Source organism: Tissierella pigra (genome assembly GCF_018917845.1).
GTDB classification, from domain to species: Bacteria; Bacillota; Clostridia; order Tissierellales; family Tissierellaceae; genus Tissierella; species Tissierella pigra.
Genome location: NZ_JAHLPJ010000001.1, coordinates 2,287,519 through 2,309,527, shown reverse-complemented (window position 1 = coordinate 2,309,527; position 22,009 = coordinate 2,287,519). Strand labels below are relative to the sequence as shown.

19 protein-coding genes are annotated in these 22,009 nt (G+C 30.5%); 17 read left to right on the top strand and 2 right to left on the bottom strand.

Annotated features, from left to right (window positions below):
• Window positions 1-118: 118 nt before the first annotated feature.
• The 6 genes from KQI41_RS11305 (at window position 119) to KQI41_RS11280 (ending at window position 6,453) form a co-directional block, all read left to right on the top strand.
• A complete protein-coding gene (locus KQI41_RS11305) occupies window positions 119-808 on the top strand; it encodes a hypothetical protein (RefSeq protein WP_154441226.1) in 690 nt (229 codons plus the stop codon).
• Window positions 809-825: 17 nt separating this feature from the next.
• Window positions 826-2,391, top strand: coding sequence for an antirestriction protein ArdA (locus tag KQI41_RS11300; RefSeq protein WP_216585329.1), 1,566 nt, complete (start codon window positions 826-828; stop codon window positions 2,389-2,391).
• A 110-nt stretch (window positions 2,392-2,501) separates the two neighbouring features.
• The gene (locus tag KQI41_RS11295; protein ID WP_154443121.1) at window positions 2,502-3,734 is read left to right on the top strand and encodes a site-specific integrase; all 1,233 of its coding nucleotides are present in this window, start codon (window positions 2,502-2,504) and stop codon (window positions 3,732-3,734) included.
• Complete coding sequence (locus KQI41_RS11290) at window positions 3,721-4,719, top strand: tyrosine-type recombinase/integrase (protein ID WP_154443122.1); 999 nt, start codon at window positions 3,721-3,723, stop codon at window positions 4,717-4,719. The genes KQI41_RS11295 and KQI41_RS11290 overlap by 14 nt, the downstream gene beginning before the upstream one ends.
• A complete protein-coding gene (locus KQI41_RS11285; RefSeq protein ID WP_154443123.1) occupies window positions 4,706-5,722 on the top strand; it encodes a site-specific integrase in 1,017 nt (338 codons plus the stop codon). The genes KQI41_RS11290 and KQI41_RS11285 overlap by 14 nt, the downstream gene beginning before the upstream one ends.
• Window positions 5,723-5,832: 110 nt before the next feature.
• Entirely contained in the window at window positions 5,833-6,453 is a 621-nt protein-coding gene (locus tag KQI41_RS11280) for a recombinase zinc ribbon domain-containing protein (protein WP_216585328.1), read from the top strand.
• Window positions 6,454-6,480: 27 nt separating this feature from the next.
• Here KQI41_RS11280 and istB read toward each other — a convergent pair whose 3' ends face one another.
• Together istB and istA are read right to left on the bottom strand one after the other, a co-directional pair.
• Window positions 6,481-7,269 carry an IS21-like element helper ATPase IstB gene (istB, locus tag KQI41_RS11275; protein ID WP_216584825.1) on the bottom strand — a complete coding sequence of 263 codons (789 nt, stop codon included), beginning with the start codon at window positions 7,267-7,269 and terminating at the stop codon, window positions 6,481-6,483.
• Window positions 7,262-8,497, bottom strand: a complete 1,236-nt coding sequence (gene istA / locus KQI41_RS11270) for an IS21 family transposase (protein ID WP_216584826.1) — start codon at window positions 8,495-8,497, stop codon at window positions 7,262-7,264. The genes istB and istA overlap by 8 nt, the downstream gene beginning before the upstream one ends.
• 619 nt (window positions 8,498-9,116) lie before the next feature.
• Between istA and KQI41_RS11265 the strand changes: the two genes are divergently transcribed.
• The 11 genes from KQI41_RS11265 (at window position 9,117) to KQI41_RS11215 (ending at window position 21,819) form a co-directional block, all read left to right on the top strand.
• Window positions 9,117-10,775 (top strand): hypothetical protein, encoded by a 1,659-nt coding sequence (locus KQI41_RS11265; RefSeq protein WP_154442922.1) that lies wholly within the window; start codon window positions 9,117-9,119, stop codon window positions 10,773-10,775.
• Window positions 10,765-11,718, top strand: coding sequence for a hypothetical protein (locus KQI41_RS11260; RefSeq protein WP_154442921.1), 954 nt, complete (start codon window positions 10,765-10,767; stop codon window positions 11,716-11,718). Before KQI41_RS11265 ends, KQI41_RS11260 begins: the two co-directional genes overlap by 11 nt.
• Window positions 11,719-11,766: 48 nt before the next feature.
• The gene (locus KQI41_RS11255) at window positions 11,767-13,503 is read left to right on the top strand and encodes an ATP-dependent nuclease (RefSeq protein WP_154442920.1); all 1,737 of its coding nucleotides are present in this window, start codon (window positions 11,767-11,769) and stop codon (window positions 13,501-13,503) included.
• On the top strand, window positions 13,493-15,304 hold the full coding sequence (locus KQI41_RS11250; protein ID WP_154442919.1) for a UvrD-helicase domain-containing protein: 1,812 nt from the start codon (window positions 13,493-13,495) through the stop codon (window positions 15,302-15,304). Before KQI41_RS11255 ends, KQI41_RS11250 begins: the two co-directional genes overlap by 11 nt.
• A gap of 613 nt (window positions 15,305-15,917) precedes the next feature.
• Window positions 15,918-16,667, top strand: a complete 750-nt coding sequence (locus tag KQI41_RS11245) for a MerR family transcriptional regulator (RefSeq protein WP_412034785.1) — start codon at window positions 15,918-15,920, stop codon at window positions 16,665-16,667.
• A gap of 76 nt (window positions 16,668-16,743) precedes the next feature.
• Entirely contained in the window at window positions 16,744-17,469 is a 726-nt protein-coding gene (locus KQI41_RS11240) for an ABC transporter ATP-binding protein (RefSeq protein ID WP_154442917.1), read from the top strand.
• Window positions 17,466-18,209 (top strand): ABC transporter permease, encoded by a 744-nt coding sequence (locus KQI41_RS11235; protein ID WP_154442916.1) that lies wholly within the window; start codon window positions 17,466-17,468, stop codon window positions 18,207-18,209. The genes KQI41_RS11240 and KQI41_RS11235 overlap by 4 nt, the downstream gene beginning before the upstream one ends.
• A 294-nt stretch (window positions 18,210-18,503) precedes the next feature.
• Window positions 18,504-18,683 (top strand): Fic family protein, encoded by a 180-nt coding sequence (locus KQI41_RS19390; RefSeq protein WP_195838059.1) that lies wholly within the window; start codon window positions 18,504-18,506, stop codon window positions 18,681-18,683.
• Window positions 18,658-19,707, top strand: coding sequence for an alpha/beta fold hydrolase (locus KQI41_RS11225; RefSeq protein ID WP_154442915.1), 1,050 nt, complete (start codon window positions 18,658-18,660; stop codon window positions 19,705-19,707). Before KQI41_RS19390 ends, KQI41_RS11225 begins: the two co-directional genes overlap by 26 nt.
• A 24-nt stretch (window positions 19,708-19,731) precedes the next feature.
• Window positions 19,732-20,256, top strand: a complete 525-nt coding sequence (locus tag KQI41_RS11220; RefSeq protein ID WP_154442914.1) for a methionine--tRNA ligase — start codon at window positions 19,732-19,734, stop codon at window positions 20,254-20,256.
• 543 nt (window positions 20,257-20,799) lie between these two features.
• The gene (locus tag KQI41_RS11215; RefSeq protein WP_154442913.1) at window positions 20,800-21,819 is read left to right on the top strand and encodes a hypothetical protein; all 1,020 of its coding nucleotides are present in this window, start codon (window positions 20,800-20,802) and stop codon (window positions 21,817-21,819) included.
• The last annotated feature ends 190 nt before the right edge of the window (window positions 21,820-22,009 follow it).

The window sequence follows — 22,009 nt, the reverse complement described above, 5'->3', positions numbered from 1 at the left end:
GCATTTATTTTAAATAAAAACTAAATAAAGGGTAAAGGGCGAAGTTTTAGTCAAGTAAAGACTAAATAAACTTCGCCTTTTTTTATGCCTAAAAACAAAACAGAGAGGATTGAGAACAATGTCAAAATTATTTATGTATGGCACTTCATTAGAGGGGATAGAACAGCTGATGGTTATGGTGCCAAATTTTCAGCCAAGGAGAGGTGGCATAGTAATTAATAATTATTTCAATTGTGAAGGAGGTGTTAAGGATTGTAATTCCAGCTTGATTAATGTAAGTAATAGATGCAATGACTGTAAAAATATTCATTCTAGTTTCTTATCCGATGTGGACAAGGTCAGGTACAAAGGTTTAATAAATGAATGCTTTAAAAAGATAAGAAATTTTTCATTTAAAAATAGGCTGAAACATCTTACTGATAGCTTTAAAGGAGAAGTATTTTTAAATTCCAATCATAAAGAAAGATTCTATCGTGTGATTTACGAACAAGATCTTGATATCTATGATATATCTCCAAGATATATTGCCGTCATATTTCTTTTTACTTCTGATGAGACTCTATGGAATCTATTAGAGCATACAGTAAAACCAAATGGATTTGATTTTAATAAGTGTAGCCTTAAGCAAATAAGTACAGAAGGCTATGCCATATATCAAATGGCTAAGACCATATGGACAGGAAAAGAAAGTATTGAGATTAATGAAATAGCTGATGTAGATTTAATTGATGATAAGACCTTTAAGACTATTATTAATGCATCACTAATTACAAGATATGGTACAGATATGTTTTTAATTACAAAGTAGAATGGAGGGGATAAGACTTGAACATAACAATTAAAAAATCTAACGGAGAAAATGAAAAGACTAGATCCATATGGTTTCCCATTGAAGAAGAAAACTTAGATAAGATATGCAGTGAACTAGGAATAGAAATGACTACAGAATCAAATTGTTATATTGAAAGTAGCATGGATAGAAACTTTCTAAACATACTGCATGATAAAAACTGTAATATAGATGAACTAAACTATTTGATGAAAAGACTAGATGGGTTTAGTAAAAAGGAGATAGAAAGATTTTATGCTGCATCCTTTGCAGAAAATCCTAAGACAATGGCAGAGTTAATAAATCTAAGTTTTAATATGCATTGCTATAGTCTTGTATCTGACTTTAATAATCTGGAAAAGGTGGGAAAAGATCTATATCTAACTGAGAGGCAGGCAGTATCGACAAAAGAATTAGATGAACTTGATGGTGAATCATATGCAATGGATGTAATAAAAAACAACCCCAATCCTATAATCACACCATATGGAGTCCTATATAAAAATAACAATGTACCTGAACAAGTATATAACGGAAAGCAGTTCCCTCCATATATATGGAAAGAAACAATAGTAGCAGTACAGCTGACTGCAAAGGGAGAGAATGAATATATCTATCTTCCTTGTTCAGATGTTGAAGTTGAAAAGGCACTGATGAGATTAGAAACACCTTATCTCCATGATTGTGAGGTGGCAGTTGATAGCCATAGTTTTCCCGACAACATATTAAATATTGTTTCTTCAAGTACAACATCAGTAATTAAGGTAGATGCCTTAAATAAACTATCAAAGCATTATAGTGAGATGGGAAGTCAAGATACAAGATATTTTGAAAAACTTATGGATCATATTAAGCCTCGAACTATTGATGAAGTCTTTGCACTTGCAGAATCCATGTATGAATTTGAACTCTTTGATGGCATTAAAGATATAGAAAGCTATGGGAGATATATGATATGTGAATCAGGACGTTTTGAATATGATCCAAATCTTGAAGAATACATTGATTTTAAAAGATATGGCAGAGAAAAAATGGCACAGGAAGATGGCGCATTTTCAAATAAGGGATACATTATTTATCATGGATATAATCAAAAGCTTGCCAATTTATTATTCGAAAATCTAGGCATAATGATTCCTGAAGATAAAGAATTAAAGACATTGAAGTTATATATGCCTTTAACTGTTACAACCTATGATATTAAAAATGATTATGGCGATAGAGAAACCTTAAATGAACCAATGGAATTAGGAAACTATGAAATAGTTGATTATATTGATGAAATCCTTGAAGCCATAGAAAGAGATACTCTTCCAGAAGAAAAAGAAAGAGGCCTTATGCGTTACTATGATGAACATGACAGTGTAAATGGGAAGGTAGCTAAATATGAATTTTCTGTTGAAATGGTAGATGATGAACTAATGGGTGTAGCAATACTAACATTAAATGATGATTTAACCTATAAAGAGCTTGGGAAAATAAAAGAAAATGTGATTGGACAGGCTGCAGACGGCTATGTGCCCAAAAATAATATGGGACGAAGTTATATAGAAATGGTGTAAATACGTACATTCCATAAAATATAGGTACATATTATTTTTATAAATCTATCCATTTCCTTTAAAATATAATTAGGGCTTTTTAAAGCCACTAAATATTTTGGAGGTTTTTTATGAAAAAGAAATTAGATGAACTAACTGATGAAGTCTTAAATGAACTTGAGGCTTCTGGTTACAGTAAATTAACAAGGGACAATTTCAGATATTTCTGGAATGGCATGATTAGGTATTTTGAAAGTCAAAACATTTATGAATTCAATACTAAAATTGCGATGGAATATCTTGAAATTAGATCCAGCAAAACAGATTTAAGAAAACACAGTAAAAACTTTATTAAAAGAGCTATCTTTATTTTAGACCACTACAATAATTATGGTGAAATTCCCTTAAGATGCTACACCCCTATAACCAAATCAAACAATCCCCAATATATTGAAATCTTAAATGATTATGGAAAACATCTGGCAGAGGGAGAATATTCTTCCCGTACCATTGAAGGATATCTAAAAAATGTTGTAGGATTTATACAATTTTTAGAGGAAAATGAGTATTTATGTATAGATGAGTGGTCTGCAGAAATTATGTTTAAATATATTGAAACACTTTCAGAATTCAAAAAAGCTACCATAAAGCATAAAACAGGCTCATTAAGACTATTTTTACGCTACTTATATCTAGAAAATATAATAAAGGAAGATTTATCACAATACATTGGTACTATAAGGGGAACCTACCATCAAAAACTACCATCCTTCTGGACTAAAAATGAAGTGAATCAATTACTAGCTGCAATAGACCAAAACAATCCGAATGAGAAGAGGGATTATGCTATGATTTTGCTCGTAGCTAGACTTGGGCTTAGAAGCAGTGATGTAAAGAAATTAAAATTTGAAAATTTACACTGGAAAGAAAATCAAATAGTTATTATCCAATCAAAAACTGGAGAGCCACTTACGCTACCACTTTTGCGAGATGTCGGCTGGGCAATTATTGATTATGTTCAAAATGCCAGACCAAAGGTAGATAATCAACATGTGTTTTTAAGACACTTACCACCTTATGCCGAACTTTCCGAAAGAAATCATCTTTACAAAACAATAGAAAAGTATATGATAAGAGCAAAACTTCCCATAAGTGCTAAAAAAAGAAATGGTATGCATTCCCTTAGACATTCTTTGGCAACTACCCTTATGGAGGAAAATATAGCCTTGAGTAATATTTCTGATATATTAGGCCATACTTCGGTAGATTCTACATCAATCTATTTAAATGTTGATATTAATAGGCTTAGAGATTGTGCTCTTGATGTTAATAAATTGGGGGTAAAACAAGATGGCAAACTTTAATGACTTTACATTTATTAGTGGATTTGCAAGTGATATCGAAGCTTTTATCAAACTAAAACATGGATTAGGAAATATATACTATAGCCCTTCCATAGTTTTAAAATCCTTTGATAAATTTTGTTATGAGAACTTTAGGGATGAAAATGTTTTATCTAAGGATATAGTAATGGCATGGCATAAGTTGGGAGTTGATAAATATCTAACCCCAAAAACTTTACGATTAAATATGACCCCCATAAGTCATCTAGCTAAATACCAATGTGATAAAGGTATGTCAGCATATATTTTCCCAACCAAAACCTTACCCCCAGAAAGAAGATATACCCCTCATATATACAGCACAGATGAGCTTACTAGGTTTTTTAATGCAACAGATAGATGTCATATTACTCATCAAAATCCAAATAGACATTTAATAATGCCTGTATTTTTTAGATTATTGTATTCTTGTGGTCTTCGAGTTTCTGAAGCAACTAACTTATTAACTGATAATGTAGACTTGGAAAATGGCATACTAAAGATTATGGAATCAAAAAATGATGGCGAAAGACTTGTTCCACTATCAGAAGATATGCATGAAAGATGCAAAAATTATTATCAGCTAGTCCATTGTAGTAATCCACACAAGTACTTCTTTCCATCAAAAACAGATGATCCCATTAAATATATGAATGTTTATGGTAACTTCCGTAGATTTTTAATAAATGCAGGAATTTCTCATGGTGGAAAGAATGGACAAATACGAATTCATGATTTTAGGCATACTTTTGCTGTTCATTGTCTTAGAAATTGGGTACTAGAAGGCAAGGATTTAAACACTTGCTATCCATATTTAAAGGCATATATGGGGCATACATTATTTAGATATACAGCCTATTATCTAAGAATCACAGCTGAAATATATCCAATGATAGAGGAAACCTTAGAGAAATATTACCCAGATATTATTCCGTTTTCTGGAGGTGAGGAATATGAAGGTTTCTGATTTTTCCTATCATTTGACCAACTTTTTAACAACATATATGTCTGGTCAAAGAAATGCAAGTATAAATACAATCAAAAGTTATCGAGATGCATTCAAGTTATTTTTAACATTTTGTAAGGAAGAAAAAGATATTGTACCAGAGAGGTTAACTCTTTCCAAAATCTCACCACAGATCATAAAAGAATATTATGATTGGCTAGAGAAATCTCGAGGCTGCAGTATAACATCAAGGAATCATAGAAGAACTGCGATAAATTCGTTTTTTAGATATTTACAAATCGAAGCACCTGAGCATTTATTTTTATGCCAGAAGATACTTGCTATTCCACAAAAGAGAACCCCTAAAACAGTGGTTGGATATTTGACACCAGAAGAAATGAAATCTTTATTAACTCTTCCAAATCGTTCAATTCCATCTGAAAGAAAAGAACTTGTGATATTAACTGTACTTTATGATACAGGTGCTAGGGTTAGTGAGCTATGTGACCTTAAAATCAGAGATATTCGTCTTGAAGCACCTTCAATTATCACATTGACTGGAAAAGGAGAAAAAACAAGGCATGTTCCAATAATGAAAAATACTGTTTTACTACTAAGACAATATTTATCAGATTTAGGATATACAGATACAAAGAATTCAAATATTCCCTTATTCATAAATTGCCACCATGCTCCATACACAAGGAAAGGAATTTCATATATTATTAAAAAATATGAAAATCGTGCTATTGAATCCTCAATACATCTTTCTGACTTCAAAATTACTCCACACATTTTCAGGCATTCAAAGGCAATGCATTTATATCAGGCAGGAATCGACCTGATTTATATTAGAGATATATTAGGACATGTTGATATATCAACAACGGAAATCTATGCAAAGCTTGATACAGAGAGAAAAAGAGATGCCCTTGAAAAAGCATATCCTGAAATTACTGCATCCACACTTTCGGATTGGAATGATGATAATGATTTGATGGAAAAATTGGCAAAGTTAGTTTGATTCTATTTTAAAATATGGGACGAAGTTAATGGAAGATTATGCGGATTTACACCATTTCTATATAACTTCGTCCCATATTATTTTTGGGCACATAGCCATCTATATGTGACATGTCACATATTTCAAAATATGCACTGACAGAAATCTTAGTATGTGCTGAATGTGGACATCCATATAGAAGGCAAGTCTGGTCAAAATATGGACAGAAAAGTGCAGTGTGGAGATGCGAAAATAGATTAAAAAATGGTGCAAAGGCAAGCTGCAAGAACTCACCTACCCTTAAAGAAGAACCACTGCATAATGCAATAATGATGGCCATTAATAATGTAGTAGAAAATAAGGGAAAATTTATAGGGGCATTCAGAGAAAATGTCATAAGAGTTATCGGTGACTATTCTACAAAAGGGATTTCTACCGACTTTGATGACAAGATAGAATCCCTTCAAAAAGAAATGTTATCCTTAATTGAAGAGAACGCAAAGCAAGGAGCTGTAGCAGAAGATTTTGACGATGAATACAAGAGGATATCCGAAGAGATAAATGAGCTTAAAAAGGCAAAATTAAGGCTTGTACAGGAAAAGAATGAGGCAGAGAACTATGGAGAACAGCTAAATGAAATGGAGAATACATTAAAGACTGTAAGACCAGATGTAAGAGAGTTTGATGAAGATTTGGTAAGAAGGATAATTCAGACTATCAAGGTATGTCAACGACAATCTAATTCTACATAAAAAAGTCATTTAAAAAGTGCAGAGAATTTATTTATTTAAAAGAGTATTTGTGATTTCTTTTCTAGAAGACATATACTCTTTTCTATCTTTTAATCTGTATGATTCTCCTTTAATATTAACTACCGTTGCGTGATGAAGTATTCTATCTAAAATAGCAGCCGCTATTGTATTATCTGAAAATACTTCACCCCACTGTGAAAATGACTTATTTGAAGTAAATATAGTTGAACACTTTTCATATCTTTTAGCTATTAGTTGGAAGAATAGGTTAGCCCCTTGAATATCCATAGGAAGATACCCTATTTCATCTATTATCAATAGCTTGTACTTAGCGTAATGTTTGAGTTTCTTTTGAAGTTGGTTTTCAAAGTGTGCCTTATTTAGTTCTGATATTAAGTCCTGACAACTAATATAATATGTTAAATGCCTATTCTTAGCTGCTGTGATACCTAATCCTATAGCTAAATGGGTCTTACCAACTCCAGGTGGTCCTAAGAACACCACATTTTCAGCATTATGCACAAACCTTAATGTAGATAATTCTTCAACTAATCGTTTATCAACTGAAGGTTGAAATTCAAATTCAAAGTCTTCCAAGGTTTTTCTATATGGAAAACCTGCTACATTTACCTGTATTTCTGAAGCTCTTGTGTCTTTAAATTTAGTTTCTTGATCTAAAAGATAGTCTAGTATATCTACTATATTGGTTTCTTCTTTTAAGGCTATTTCCAAATAGTTATCTATTATTTCATTTATTTTTGTTAGTTTTAGCTTTTCTAAGTTATTTTTAATTCTCTCATAAGCTACATTACTCACTTTTTCCCTCCTCATAAATTTCATCATATGTTGATAAATCTCTATCTTCTACATCAAAAGAGGGATTAACATTTGTTTTAATCAATGTATTTTTACCATATCTTTTTGGAGATACTATACCTATAGATTCATAATGCTCTTTTAAGACTATTAGTTTATTCCTATCAAAGCATGTGCTATGAGTTGATATTAATGAGCTATTATGATAAATTTTAACTAAGTTGTCTGTAGAGAATACTGAAACTTCTTTTCCTATATATTCTGGTGGGACAGAATATTTATTACCCTTAAAGGAAATCAAGCAGTCTTTCTCTACTTTTCTTTTTTCTTCAATACTTAAAACATATTCTCGATCGAATTTATTTAACTTTTCTTTTTGCAGCATTTCATAAGGAATTTTATTTGTAGTTCCGTGGACCTTTCTATTTATCTTTTCACACCAGGAGAGAGCTTCATTATTTAAATCTATTAGGTTAACAAATTTAATACCAGTAAAGAAGTTATCCCTTACATATCTGACTGTTCTTTCAATTTTACCCTTAGTCTGGCCTCGGTAAGGCCTACATAGTATAGGTTTTATTCCGTAAAATCCTGCAAAGTCCTCAAATAATGGATTTAACTTAGAATCTTCTTGCTTTATCATTCTTTTTACAACAACTTGCTTCATGTTGTCATAGAGTATATGCTCTGGATATCCATTAAAATATCTAAAAGCATTATTATGACATCTTATTAGAGTTTCTGTGCTCATCTCTGTAACAAATTCTATATATCGCATTCTCGAGTACCCTAAAATCATTAAAAAACAATACAGTTTATGTTCTCTTCCTAGTTCATCCATGAATGTTCCAAAATGAGCCCAATCAACTTGACCCTGTTTCCCAGGTAAAGTTTCGAATCTGACTGTAGCTTTTGTATTTAGCTCTTTCTTTTTAGTTCTAACATAGTTTTTAACTATACCAATTTTACCATCAAACCCTTGATCAGTTATTATTTCTAATATCCTTACAGCACTATATGGGGCTTCCTCTAGTAACTCATCTATCATAGGTTTAAAGTCATCTAACTTAGAAGGTTTATCTTTAGTTAATGTATATTTTGGCGTCTCAATAGCTGCTGCATACTTTTTAGCTGTTCTCCAATTGATATTATATTTTCTTGATATTTCTGAAATGGATAGACCCTTAAGATAATCATTTCTTATATCCATCCAAAGTTCTCCTTTCATATTCACACCACCTATTATTTTTTATTCTTTAGGTAGTGTTCCCTCTTTGATTAAGAACTCTGTACTTTTTGATTACCTTTTATCTGTATTTTATCATTGTCCTTTACAAGGTAAATAAGGGTGAGAAACTGGAGATACAGTTTGAATCAGGAATAGTGATGGACCAGATGGTAGACTATTATGACTAGGAATATAAGAGCAGTAACAAGGAAATAGGGGTAGTTACTGCTCTGATAGTAACAAGAATGTGTTAAGACTAAAGTCCTCAGAGGATGCTGAGGATTTTAATGTTGGCATATTTATCAAAAAAATAATTAGAACAACTTGTGATTTGTCAAATTTTAGAATTATTAGTTGAGATATGCTGGAAGATGCTATAAAATAAAGGTAATAATATCAAGGCACGGAACAAGAAATCTTTAAGTAATTTAATTAACTCTAGTTTTAAGAGTATTTGAAGTCATAGATGGTATTAGCAATTTTAGAATATTAAGTTGTTGCATAAGAAATTTAGCCTATGCTTCTACTAACTTGTCTAAAATTAGTAGAAGATATATTTAAATCAGTAATCTGAGTATTAATTTGGATTGTACAAGATAAATGCTAGGAGGCAACTATTATGTTAACAATTGAAGATTATATTGTTTCAAGAAAGAAAAAAGATAAATTGGATGAATTTGATTTTCAGAAGCATTCAGAGAATATGGGAGCAGTTATTCAATATGTAATGGATTATTTTAATGAGTATTTAAATTTAGAAGATTATAGCTATGAGCAAGTAAAGACTCAGCAAGTGATTGATAAATTTAAAGAAGGAATAATTGAAGACTTTCCAACAACTTATGAATTTATAATTTCTTATTACTGGTCAAACAAAAAACGTATAGATAAATTAGTATCTAAGGCATATGAAGAAATTGAAGATGTAGAGCTATTTTATTTGCCGGAAGATGACATAAAGGTTGCAGAGTATATTTGTAAAAAGAAATTAGGAGTTGCTGCAACGGAAGAACTATTAAATAATATAGCAACAATGTCAGAGGAATATAGGCAAACTCAAATGGGAGAACCTAGTATGTCTGATATGAAAGAACTTGACAATGCAATTTCAGACTGGGTAATAGAAGTCTATAGAAAATATAAGGTGGATTTGCTAGATTATGCAAGGGGGATTTCATATAAATTTTATGATAAGTATGTAGATCATGAGTATGATAGGCAGACTGAAACATTTTACTACATCAATAAATATGATTACAGATATCAGGATAATCCTTTCAATATTAATGATATATATAAGAGAAACAGACATCGTGAGTTCATAGATGGACATAAAGGTGAATTGGAAATGCTGATAATGTATTTTTGGTTATTCGAAGATGTTCATGACCAAGAATATTGGCCGGAATATGTAAAACTATGTATTGAAAATAAAAGAGTGAGCTTAGCGAAGAAAAAACGAATACTAAACCCTGTGTTTATTCAAGGCCTGAGCTATCCCTCTGAAATACATTCAAATGTAAAATATATAGAAACTAAGAATGGGATATTAAAAGAAGATCCTGGGCAAAACTATATTCTTTCAATAATATATGAAAAGTCAAATGATGAAATTTGGAAGGACAGAGAGGCATTAGATAATATAATAAAAAACCTTCACTTAAGCTTTAAGCAGTTTGGAGCACCAAGATTATTGGAATTCTTATCCCCTTATCAATCACCTAATTATACGAAAGAAAATTTTTTTGAAAAGTATCAAGTATTTGAGAAGGGGATGAGGCGATATACAAAAATGAAGATAGCTGTTATTAATGGTTATACAAGGAGAACTAAGGATAAAGATTTTTTGTTTTCAACAATTGAGGATATTGTATGCCTAAGAAATACGTGTAAAGAATTAAAGCTACAATTGAAGCTTTCAGTAGATTTTACAGATACAAGTAAAAGAAATAAGATAAAGAAAAATACGGATGATATGATTAATACCCTTGCAGGTATGAGAAATTTTATAATAGGTATCCACATCAATGAAATAGACTCTTGGGGCATTAATAGACACACTTATTATAATGAGAAAAGGCGTGAATATATTAATTCAATGGATTATCCAACAGTATCAACTTTCATGGCTGGTTTAATGACCATTCTTCAAGACAGCAAATCTAGGTACTTTATACCAAATACAGTTAAGGACTCTGAAAAACTAGAGACACTAGTAGATATATTATATCGGGTAGGGTGTTGTTTTGAAAGTGAGGAAATAGAGAATGAAGAATAATGCTCAGAAGATTAATATTGAAAACGAGGAAGAATACTTTAAATGGTGTAAGAGTATAAAGGTAGATGAAAAAATAAATCTATTCAATCCATTGATTAATAAGCATAATAGTGAATTTGAAATTAGAAAAGCAAAGGAGAAAAACAAATTTAAAGATTATTTACCTTTTACTGTTCAATATAGATTGAAATATGAAAGATATCAAGATAAGAGTGTGGTTCTTAATATAGACGTTTCAGATGAGCAGAGGAATAGGGCCTATGGATTCATGCATTGTTTTATAGAAATGGTACAGGCATTAGGAGGAACCGTATTTGTTGACTCTCGAAATAACGATAATACAGTGATTAGTTTTCCTTATGGAACTCTTGAATGCTCACTGGTAGAAAAAAGAGGTAAGTATCGAGATATTAAGTTAAAAGATGCGAAGACTATGAGACCGTTATATGACACAATTAATACTGGTAAATTAATTTTTAAGATTCACACAGTAAAGAGCAGTTCAAAACAACAAGAAGAGATTGTTTTTGATGAGGAAAATCTATCATTAAATAATCAAATTGCAGATATATTTATTGCAATTCGCCCTATTCTAATTGATTTATTTAAGGAAAGCATGGAGATTGAAAAGAAACAGGAAGAAGAATATGAACAAAGAAAGTTAAGGTGGGAAGAAGAGGAAAAAGAAGAAGAGAAGAAAAAACAGAAAGAGAATAAAATTAAGCAGCAATCTATAATTGTAAAACATATTGAAAAATGGGAGCAGTTAAAGTCTATAGAAACATACGTGAATGAGATTAAATCCTATGGAGAAGGACATGCTGATGATGAAGTTAAGGAGCTTATAGAGAAGTATTGTGACCATGTTTTGAATATGTTTGATAAAAATGATTTTTATATAGATATAGCAGAATTTATCAATAAATCCAATTTAATAGATTAGGTCAATTGTGTAATTGTAATAACCAAAAATAATATTGGAGGCGATAGATTGAGAATTAAGAGAATAAGTATTAATAATTATAGAAATCTGGATGGAATATGTATCAATTTTCATCCTATAAATAATTTCATTGTCGGAGAAAACAATTTGGGAAAATCTAATCTTTTAGATTTATTTAATATACTTTATAACTTCAATAGTTTTCGTGTGGAGGATTTTGCCAACATAGATGAACCAATAAGAATTGAAATGACTTTATCTTTGTTTGAAACTGAAAAAGGTTTATTTAATGATTTGTTTGATCCAGAAGAGTCGGATAATATTAATATTATTGCAGTCCAAGATACAGTTGACAGTATAATAATATTTAAACACCTTGAAACAGATACGATTATATCTAATTCACTGATAAAGTGCGTTAATTATATAAACTATAATTCATTGAGGTTACCAAATACTGAATTAAATTTTGATAGAAATAGAGGAGTTGGCAAGTTTTTAGGACATCTAATTTCAAAATATTTAGATAGTCAAGAAACTAGTGATATTGATTTTATAAAGACTGAAGAATTAGATGGATTATTAGATTATATTAATAGAAACTTGATAAAAATTAAGTCATTTAATGACTTTTCAATCCATGCTAATCTAGATAAAGATATTAAAAATTTGCTATCAAAGGTTGTTGTGTTAGCAGACTCTAACAACTTTGATTTAAAAGATGTTGGGTCTGGTATACAGTTCTTATCAATGATCACCCTTACAATATTTGAAAAGATATTGAATATGAATAAAACGAGATTGGAGAAATCTGTAATGCAAAATGAAGATGGAGAAAATTGTATCCCAATTATTCTTGGGTTGGATGAACCGGAAATTCATCTTCATCCTCATATGCAGCGTTCTTTAATAAAAAATCTTATAAGAATTATAGAGAACAAGGATAGTAACTTCAGTGACTTACTAAACACTATTTTTGATATAGACAATGTGATGGGTCAAATAATTGCTACCACACATTCACCAAATATTTTGACGAATGATTATAAAAAGATTATCAGGTTTTACGAAGGCAGTGGACATAAGCTAAACGTAAAAAGTGGAATTGATATTAGAATGGAGGCTGAAATTGAAAAACATCTTCTTGCTCAATTTGCATATATAAAAGAAGCATTCTTTGCTAGAAGTGTAATAATAGTAGAAGGAGATTCTGAATTTAGTAGCATTCCAATATTTGCTGAAAAGCTAGAAATTGATTTTGATTATCTTGGAATTAGTATAATTAAAGCTTCAGGTGCAAACTCAGTAATTCCAATAAAAGATTTATTAGAAAGTTTTGGAATAAAAAGTATAGGAATAATAGATCAGGATAAGTATAAAGAAAGTTACAGAGCTATCGATAATATTTATCATACACTAGGAAAGGATTTTGAGGAAGATATAGTAAACACCTTAATTGATAAGGGAAAAATTGAAGTTTTAAGAGAGATTGTTTGCGAATACGATGTGATGGGCAGCGAAAGAACACTAGAAGAGAATGCATTAAATAAACGTATAAAAAAATATAACCTAGATATTCCTGATGTAATGTGTCCATATAAGATTGCTGATGCTGAAATAAATGATAAAGACATGGCAAAACTTATATATCTAACTTGGTTAGATATAAATAAAACCATTATTTTAGGAAGAATTATCGGTTATTCTCTAGAAAAAGAAGATATTCCAACCGTATACATTGATGCTATAAAAAAGGCAAAGGAGCTGTTGGAGAATGTTGAGTAGCGTTAGCAAACAAAATATAATAGAAAGAATAAAAGACGTTCATAATAATGACGAAAATCAGTTGGAAGTGATATTTTCCAATGCAAACAAATTAATAGTAGAAGCACCAGCAGGATGTGGTAAAACAAAAACTATTATTAGCAAAATAGCTTATATAATTGCTAGTAATGAGTTACCAAACCCTAAGAAAATACTTGCCTTAACCTTTAGTGTCAATGCTGCATATAAAATGAAAAAGGATGTTAGTGAAGAGTTGCCCAAAATGATTGATGTAGATAATGTTCATCCGCTAAAAGTTAATGATAAGGTTTATATTTCAAATTATCATGGTTTTGCAAGACACATTTTAAATCTATATGGATACCTAATACATGAGAATCTAAGAAATATTAATTTTTTTGATTCGGTTGATGATAGTGATATGGAAAAGATTTATCAATTAGGCATAGGATTAAGCTTAGAGCAATCTAGAGAGATATCAGATTTTAATCAAGCGGTAAAAGAAATAAATATAGATTACATAAAATCTAATTTTAATAGTTACATAGAAATCATTAATGAAACTTTTATACCTAACAATATGATTCCATATAATGCAATATTAATTTTAGCTATAGAACTTTTTAAAAAATTTTCTAATGTTAAAAAGTTCTACCAAGGCTACTTTCCAGTAATAATAGTTGATGAATTTCAAGATACCAACATATTAAGTTGGAACTTATTAAAATCCTTAATTTCAGAAAAAACAAATGTAATATTTATGGGAGATTCGTTGCAAAGAATATATGGATTTATTGGTGCTATACCAAATTTAATATCAAGTGCTGAAAATTATTATAAAATGGAAAAAATAGAACTAAATAAGAATTATAGATTTAAAGATAATGCTGAAATGCTAATTTTGGATAAGAACATAAGATCAAATGCAGAAGATATAATGCATCCTAACATAGAAGAAAATGCAAGAATTAATTTGTCAGTAACTAAAAATCAACAAGATGAGGCAAAATGGGTAACTGAAAAAATTATAGAATTAATAAAAAAGGATCCCGAACATAAAATTGCTATTTTAGTAAAACAAAGAAGTATTAATGTGGGAATTATAATTGCTGAATTGGAGAAGCAAAATATTGATTATTTCTTTGGATTGTTTAGAGATGATGATTCTGAATATATTAATTTCCATAGGTTGTGCCTACAAAAATTTAATGAGCATCTAAAAAGTGATGAAGGTAATAGAATATCAAAAAGTATTTTAAACAGAATATATAATAAAGTAGAAGAAAAATTTGAAGGTGAACAAAGTGCCACTACTGAATCTTTACTAAGTCTACTAAAGGTATTTTTCGATAAAATCATTATTGAATATAGTTTTTTAGATGTTGAAGATAAAATAAGTTTTATTAAAGACACATTTGAAAATAATGTTTTGAAGCAACATATGGAGAATATAAGCAAAAATGTTATTTTATCAACCATACATGGAGCAAAAGGTTTGGAGTGGTCTTATGTAATTATGCCTGATATGGAGCAATTTGTTTTCCCAAATTATTATGGCCTATGTGGTTCGTGTAAATATAGTTATAGGGAAATATATAATATGGGATGCATATTAAATGAGCCTAAAAGTATAGAGGATAAATTTTTAGAAGAATTAAGTGTATTTTATGTGGGTGTAACCAGAGCAAGAAAGCAAATATTTTTCTCATCAAGTCAAGAAAGAGTGAATAACAATTATGAGATAAAGAAGACATATATAAGCTGTCTTCTAAGTTTACCTGGAATTGAGTATAATATTTGAAGATTATTTATGTTTCAAATAATATATTATTAAGAGCCTTAAGGCTCTTTTATTAATGAAGATAATGAAACAATAGTAAGCCTACTGTGTTTATGGTAATCTAAAATTAGGTCAGTATTTCAAGTTATAATGAGTAAAGCTTTCAACGATAGAATTAATTTTGAAGGTTTTGTTGATTGTAGCTTGATTCTACAATTAATACAAAAAAGTTATTAAGACAAAGAAGGTATTTGTAAAGAGGAAATCATTCCGCTAAGGGGGTAATATCAATTTACGACATCTTTATTGTCACCTCAAGGCATGTGGAGACGGTCTGTTTGATATCGAAAAAATAAAGCACCAAAAGCCTTGAAAATACTAGGTTATATAAAACAAAAGTAAAGCTGTCAACTCGACTTATACCCTCGATATGTGTTCATGGAAACATATCGAGGGTGTTTTTGGGGGATGAATTTATGACTGGAATTAGGTAGGGTTGAGTTGACAGATTAGATGAAATCGTGGGGGTGTGGAGGTAACATGGATTAAACTCCTTTACACTTCAAAGACAAACTATCCATTATAACACCATACTTTTAATCTGTGTTATGCTATATTACGTTCATATTAGGAGGTGCATAATTTGAAAAAATATAAAACTGCTGAAGTTGCGACGATTGTTGGCATACATCCCAATACAGTGCGTTTATATGAAGAATGGGGAATGATTAGCAAACCAGAAAGACAAGAAAATGGATATCGGATATTTACTGATTTGCATATAATGCAAATCAAACTTGCTCGTACTGCATTTCAAATTGAAATACTGCAAAATGGTTTGAGAAAGAAAATTGTTGAAATGGTAAAGACTACTGCAACAGGAGATTATGATAGAGCTATTTTACTTACAGATGAGTATTTGAAACAATTACAACAAGAGCGTCATAATGCAGAAGAAGCCATTCAAGTTGCTCATGATATTTTATCTGGCAGTGAAGATACAAATATGCTTTGCATGAAACGAAAAGAAGTATCAGAATATCTAAATATTTCAATGGATACATTGCGAAATTGGGAAATGAATGGATTAATACAAGTCAAAAGGAGACAAAATGGCTATCGTGTTTATACAAATGATGATATAAAAAGATTAAAAATTATCCGTTCACTAAGATGTGCAAACTATTCCCTTGAATCAATTTTGCGTATGTTGCAACAGTTATTCCATAATTCCAATACCGATATACGAGCAGCTTTAAATACCCCAAAATCAAATGATGATATTATTTCTGTTTGCGACATATTAATATTATCGTTAACTGCTGCTGAAGATAATGCAAGGAAAATAATTGAAATGCTATATGAAATGAAAAATTTATTTTAATTATAAGCCTCCATTTTACCACCAATGTTTTGATCGGTGGTATTCTTTTATTTGATAAAAATAAGGAGGCGATGAAATGGAGAAAGTAATTAAAGTTGATCAGTTGTCAAAAACATATGGCAATCTGCTTGCAGTGGATAATATAAGTTTATCCGTAAAACGTGGTACGGTTTTTGGCTTGCTGGGAGCAAATGGTGCAGGTAAGAGTACGACAATCGAATGTATTTTGGGAACAAAGCAAGCTGATAAAGGGCAAGTTTCCATTCTAGGCTACAATCCACAAAAAGATAGGCGCAAGCTTTTTCAAAAAGTAGGTGTTCAGTTTCAAGAGTGTGATTATCAGCCAGAAATTAAAGTTTCAGAGTTATGTGAAGAAACCGCTTGTCTATACAAAACTCCTGCGGATTGGAGGGAACTCTGCAGTCAATTCGGCATCGGAAACAAAATAAAAAATGCTGTAAAAAGTCTCTCTGGCGGTGAACGACAAAGATTGTTCATTGTTCTTGCCTTAATTCCAAATCCAGAGATTGTATTTCTTGATGAATTGACCACAGGACTTGATGCAAAAGCGCGTCGTGATGTTTGGAAGATTTTATCTGATCTAAAAAAGAAAGGCTTAAGTATTTTCTTAACTTCTCATTTCATGGATGAAGTGGAAGTACTATGTGACGAGATATGTATTTTGAAAAAAGGTAAAGTTGTGTTCTATGGAACAGTGGAAGAATCAAAGGTAGTAAGTGGCAGTAAAAAGTTTGAGGATGCGTATCTGATATTATCTGATGAGGAGGTTGATAGAGAATGAAATCTTTTTTAACACTATTAAAAAATGAATTGAAGCTTAACATCAGAAATATGAATATGGTTATTTTTGCTGTCATCATGCCGTTGATTGTTCTGGTGATTCTTGGATTTTTGAATGGTACAAAGCCTGCTGCTTATGGAGTGGAATATACATTTATGGAACAATCATTCGGTGCTCTTTGTACGATTTCAATCTGTGCAGGAGGTCTGATGGGGTTACCCCTTGTTGTATCTGAATATCAAGAGCGTAAAATTTTGAAACGCTTTCAGGTTACACCTGTTAGTCCTATAAAGCTTCTAGCTGTTGAACTTACTATTTATATGATTTATTGTTTAGTATCTATGATTACCTTGATTCTTGTGGCGATGATATTTTGGAAAGTAACAATACATGGTTCATGGTTAGCATTTTTAGGCAGCTGGCTGCTTACTATGATATCTACTTTAAGTATTGGAATGATGATAGGCGGTATTGCAAAAAATTCGAAGAGTGCAAGCGTCATTGCTTGCTTATTGTATTTTCCAATGTTAATTTTCTCCGGAACAACACTTCCTTTTGAAGTCATGCCCGAGGTTATTCAAAAAATAGTAAGAGTATTTCCTATGACACAAGGTATTCAGTTGATGAAAGCAACTTTCCTCGGACTTACAGTAGATAATATAAAACTACCTGTTATTGTTATGGGGACAGTAACCATGCTGTGCGCAGGAATTTCTATAAAATATTTCAAATGGGAGTAGTAAGCAAAAATCAAAATGACATCAGTTCTATTAACTCAAGCCATGTTGAAAGTATTGTTAGGCTTGAAAAGCAATAAAACATAGTAATACCAATAGTTTGACAGGTTACAAGACATTGAATGTGCAGATGACATTCAATGTCTTTTTTGTACTTGGGAACATATCCATAATAAAAATTTGAGGATTATTGTGATGGAAGATGGATTATATCTAAGGATATGTAGAATAGAGAAATATATGTTTATTTGATAAAAGCTGTATGATACAATATTTATAATTAGAAAACAAGTAAAATTGAAGTTTGTAGTAGAATTTGCAGCCCTTCTTCATAAAAAGTTTGTATTTATACATCCTTTTAAGGATGGAAATGATGGAGATAATCTAATTCAAGGTTATTATTACAATCCTAATTTCCTAATTAACCTTGGAAATATTAAGGAGATTATAGATGAAACTAATAAAAAAAGTTTTTAAGCTAACTATGGTTATTCTAGTAATATTCTTATTACTTGTATTATTAATACCATCTAGAACACCACAGAATGAAGGAAATAACAGTATTGCATCAATTCAAAAAGTAGAAATAGGTGGAATAGAGCAATATATAATGATAAGAGGTAGAGATATTAATAATCCAATACTTCTTTTTTTACATGGAGGTCCAGGATACTCACAAATCTCATATGCAAGAAAATATCAAGAGGAACTAGAGGATAACTTTATTGTTGTTAATTGGGATCAAAGAGGATCTGGAATGTCATTTTCTTTTAATATCCCTAAAGAAACGATGAACAGAGAACAGTTTATAGAAGACGGTAAAGAACTGATAGACTATCTATGTAGAAAGTATAACAAAGAAAAAATATATTTAGTTGGTCATTCTTGGGGAAGTGAATTAGGCTTATATATCATAGATCGGTATCCGGAAAAAATCACAGCATTTATAAGTATTGGGCAAGTAGTAAATGGGATTGATAATGAAGTGGTTTCTTATGACTATGTTGTAGAGATGGCTCAAAAAGAGAATAATGAGAAAGCATTAGAAGATTTAGAGAAAATCGGACGACCTCCTTACAAAAAAAAAGTTAGAGATAGGGCGACTCAAAGAAAATGGCTTGGCAAATATGGAGGCGTGGAAAGAAAAGTTAATACATTAAAAGATATCATTCTTTCAAGTTTTTTTTCTCCAGAGTATACAGGGATTGATGGATTAAAATTTGCTCTGGGCAATAAATTTACCGCAGATACCATGTGGGGGCATAATAATGACCTAGATTTCATGAGGGATTTGCCTGAAGTGAAAGTACCTATTTACTTTTGTGTAGGTAGATATGATTATAATACCCCTTCTATTTTAGTAGAACATTATTATAATAATATTATCGCTCCTAAAAAAGAAATCATATGGTTTGAAGAATCGGCACATTTCCCTCACTTTGAGGAACCTGAGAAATTTGCTCAATTAGCGATACAGATAAAAGAAAATAATGAAAAATAATCGTTACCACTGTATTTTAGTATTATGGTCTGTAGAAACAATAGTGAACTACTAGGTGTCTATGGAAATTTAGTTAACAGAACTTTAGTATTTGCAAAAAAATATTATGATAGTAGAATACCAAAGGGTGAAATAGAGCCACACATTAAAGTAGAGATTGAACTATTATATAAAAAGGTTGGCGAATTTATTGAAAAAGGAAATCTAAAGATAGCTATAGATGAAATTTTTGATTTTGTGAGAAGTATTAATAAATACTTTGATGAAAAAACTCCTTGGATTACCATAAATGCAGATAAGGATCAGTGTGCAAATACCATTTATAATTGTTTAATAGCTATAATAAATATAGCAAATTTATTGCATCCCTTTTTACTTTTCTCATCAGCTAAAGTGAAGAGTTGGCTAAATTGTGATGTAAAAACTTGGGAATATACTAATCTAGAAATAGGATATAAAATAGAGGGTTTTGATATTTTATTTGAGAGATTGGATAAGGAAATAATAAGGGATGAATTAAGTAAGTTAGGAAGTAATTATTCTGATTAGTTAGCTTTATCCTATCACTAATTAATCCTTTACTATAAAATCTAAATATGCTTAAAACCACAAATGCATTGAGATATAAAATCTTGATGCATTTATAACAACTTTCCTATGTACTATAGAAATTAAGAGTGGTATTATCAATGTATACCACTATCCATTTGATTTTTACAAAGAATAGAGAATCATCTTCTTGTGCTAGGTAAGGCAAGTCCATAGATGGATAAAGAGAGATAAACTTAAGTTGGTATCGGTGAATTGAATGCCAGAGTTAAAAAAGGATTACTTGGTGAAAAGAAGTAGCATAGCAAATTTCTTTAATCAATTTACAAAAAGTAATAATAAAAATATTCCTCTTTTGCCGAATAGGAAGAAACAATGATAATAAAAAAGACTTCTAACATTAGAAAGAATTGTTAGAGGTATTGATGAGTAACATGACTGAAATAGGGGGAGATATTCTATGAATGATTGATTTACAGTTAAATAATGCTATGTAAGAGGTAAGGAGTAAATAAAAATAAATATCTGTTTTGGAGGAATAACATGAATAAAGCCATTGAATTTTTATTAGATAATGCTTGTCCGTCCATAAGATATAGGCTAAAAAAAGAAATTCTACGTGACATGGATTCATATGAAGAAGAAGCATTGCAAAGTAAAATATTAGAGGATAAACTAATTCAGGAATTTTTAGCAAGACAAAATCCCGATGGTTGGATAGATGAGGATTTCCATAGTGAGAAAGGAATTGAAACAGCAATAAGATTATTATCAGAAAAAGGTGTATTATCAAAAGGATTTCCAATGCAAAAAATGCTTAATGAATTAGAAAGAAGAGAGGATACATTTGATAAAGGATGTCTATTTAATGTAGGCGAGGTATTAGATGAAAAAGGATTTGGAGGTTCAAAGCTAATTAGAGCAACTATTTTTGCTTATGCAGGTGTAGAAGATAAAGAGTTTATCCAAGATCAAATACAATCTGCAATAGATAAATTTGAGTTTGTGCTTTCTATAGACAGAATAGAAGATATTACTGAGGAGTATAAAAACAAATTAATTTTTAAAGATGAAGTAAAGTGGCCAAGTATATATGATCTTAGGCTTCTTGCTTTTACAAAAACATGGAGAAGTAAAGAAAACGAAAAAATAATTATTTCGTCAATACGTCAATTAATAAGGTTATCACCTATTCCTGATATACTTGTATTAAAAGGACATCAATTGATTGCACCAGCTTCATTTTGTATGCATGATTTTTGTCCAGATATGAGCACTTTTAAAGATAAGGATTGGATGATATGGTTTCATAGAATGGAATTACTATCTAGACTTGGAATAGTGAAATATATAGAAGAATTAAAGAATCAAGTTGATTTTCTCATTAATATTTTATATAAAGATGACGGAATATTCAAAAAAAGATTAAGTCACTATTATTTCACAAAGTGGGGTACTTATATTGGTTTAGCATTGGAAAAAGACTGGAGGACAGAAAAAAGACGTATGTGTGATTTGACATTTAGAAGCTTATTAATATTGCATTATTTAGAAATACAATAAAATATTATATAATTTATCAGCAGTCAAGATCAAAAGACATCATTATTGACCTCTCAAGGCACGTTGAGGTTATCGTGAAATTAGAAAAGCAATAGAGTGTAGTGATATCAATAGTTTAAGCCGTTGAATATAGATGGCATTCGATGGTTTCTGTATTTTGGGGAGTATATCCACTTAGATTTATAATTTC

Bases quoted from the DNA above. Each gene is read 5' to 3' on its own strand.
- KQI41_RS11225 (WP_154442915.1), top strand. From the start codon at position 18,658: ATGAAACTAATAAAAAAAGTTTTTAAGCTAACTATGGTTATTCTAGTA.
- istA (WP_216584826.1), bottom strand. From the start codon at position 8,497: ATGAAAGGAGAACTTTGGATGGATATAAGAAATGATTATCTTAAGGGT.
- KQI41_RS11295 (WP_154443121.1), top strand. From the start codon at position 2,502: ATGAAAAAGAAATTAGATGAACTAACTGATGAAGTCTTAAATGAACTT.
- KQI41_RS11215 (WP_154442913.1), top strand. From the start codon at position 20,800: ATGAATAAAGCCATTGAATTTTTATTAGATAATGCTTGTCCGTCCATA.
- KQI41_RS11260 (WP_154442921.1), top strand. From the start codon at position 10,765: ATGAAGAATAATGCTCAGAAGATTAATATTGAAAACGAGGAAGAATAC.
- KQI41_RS11240 (WP_154442917.1), top strand. From the start codon at position 16,744: ATGGAGAAAGTAATTAAAGTTGATCAGTTGTCAAAAACATATGGCAAT.
- KQI41_RS11265 (WP_154442922.1), top strand. From the start codon at position 9,117: ATGTTAACAATTGAAGATTATATTGTTTCAAGAAAGAAAAAAGATAAA.
- KQI41_RS11305 (WP_154441226.1), top strand. From the start codon at position 119: ATGTCAAAATTATTTATGTATGGCACTTCATTAGAGGGGATAGAACAG.
- KQI41_RS11280 (WP_216585328.1), top strand. From the start codon at position 5,833: ATGTCACATATTTCAAAATATGCACTGACAGAAATCTTAGTATGTGCT.
- KQI41_RS11285 (WP_154443123.1), top strand. From the start codon at position 4,706: ATGAAGGTTTCTGATTTTTCCTATCATTTGACCAACTTTTTAACAACA.
- KQI41_RS11290 (WP_154443122.1), top strand. From the start codon at position 3,721: ATGGCAAACTTTAATGACTTTACATTTATTAGTGGATTTGCAAGTGAT.
- KQI41_RS11235 (WP_154442916.1), top strand. From the start codon at position 17,466: ATGAAATCTTTTTTAACACTATTAAAAAATGAATTGAAGCTTAACATC.
- KQI41_RS11220 (WP_154442914.1), top strand. From the start codon at position 19,732: ATGGTCTGTAGAAACAATAGTGAACTACTAGGTGTCTATGGAAATTTA.
- KQI41_RS11250 (WP_154442919.1), top strand. From the start codon at position 13,493: ATGTTGAGTAGCGTTAGCAAACAAAATATAATAGAAAGAATAAAAGAC.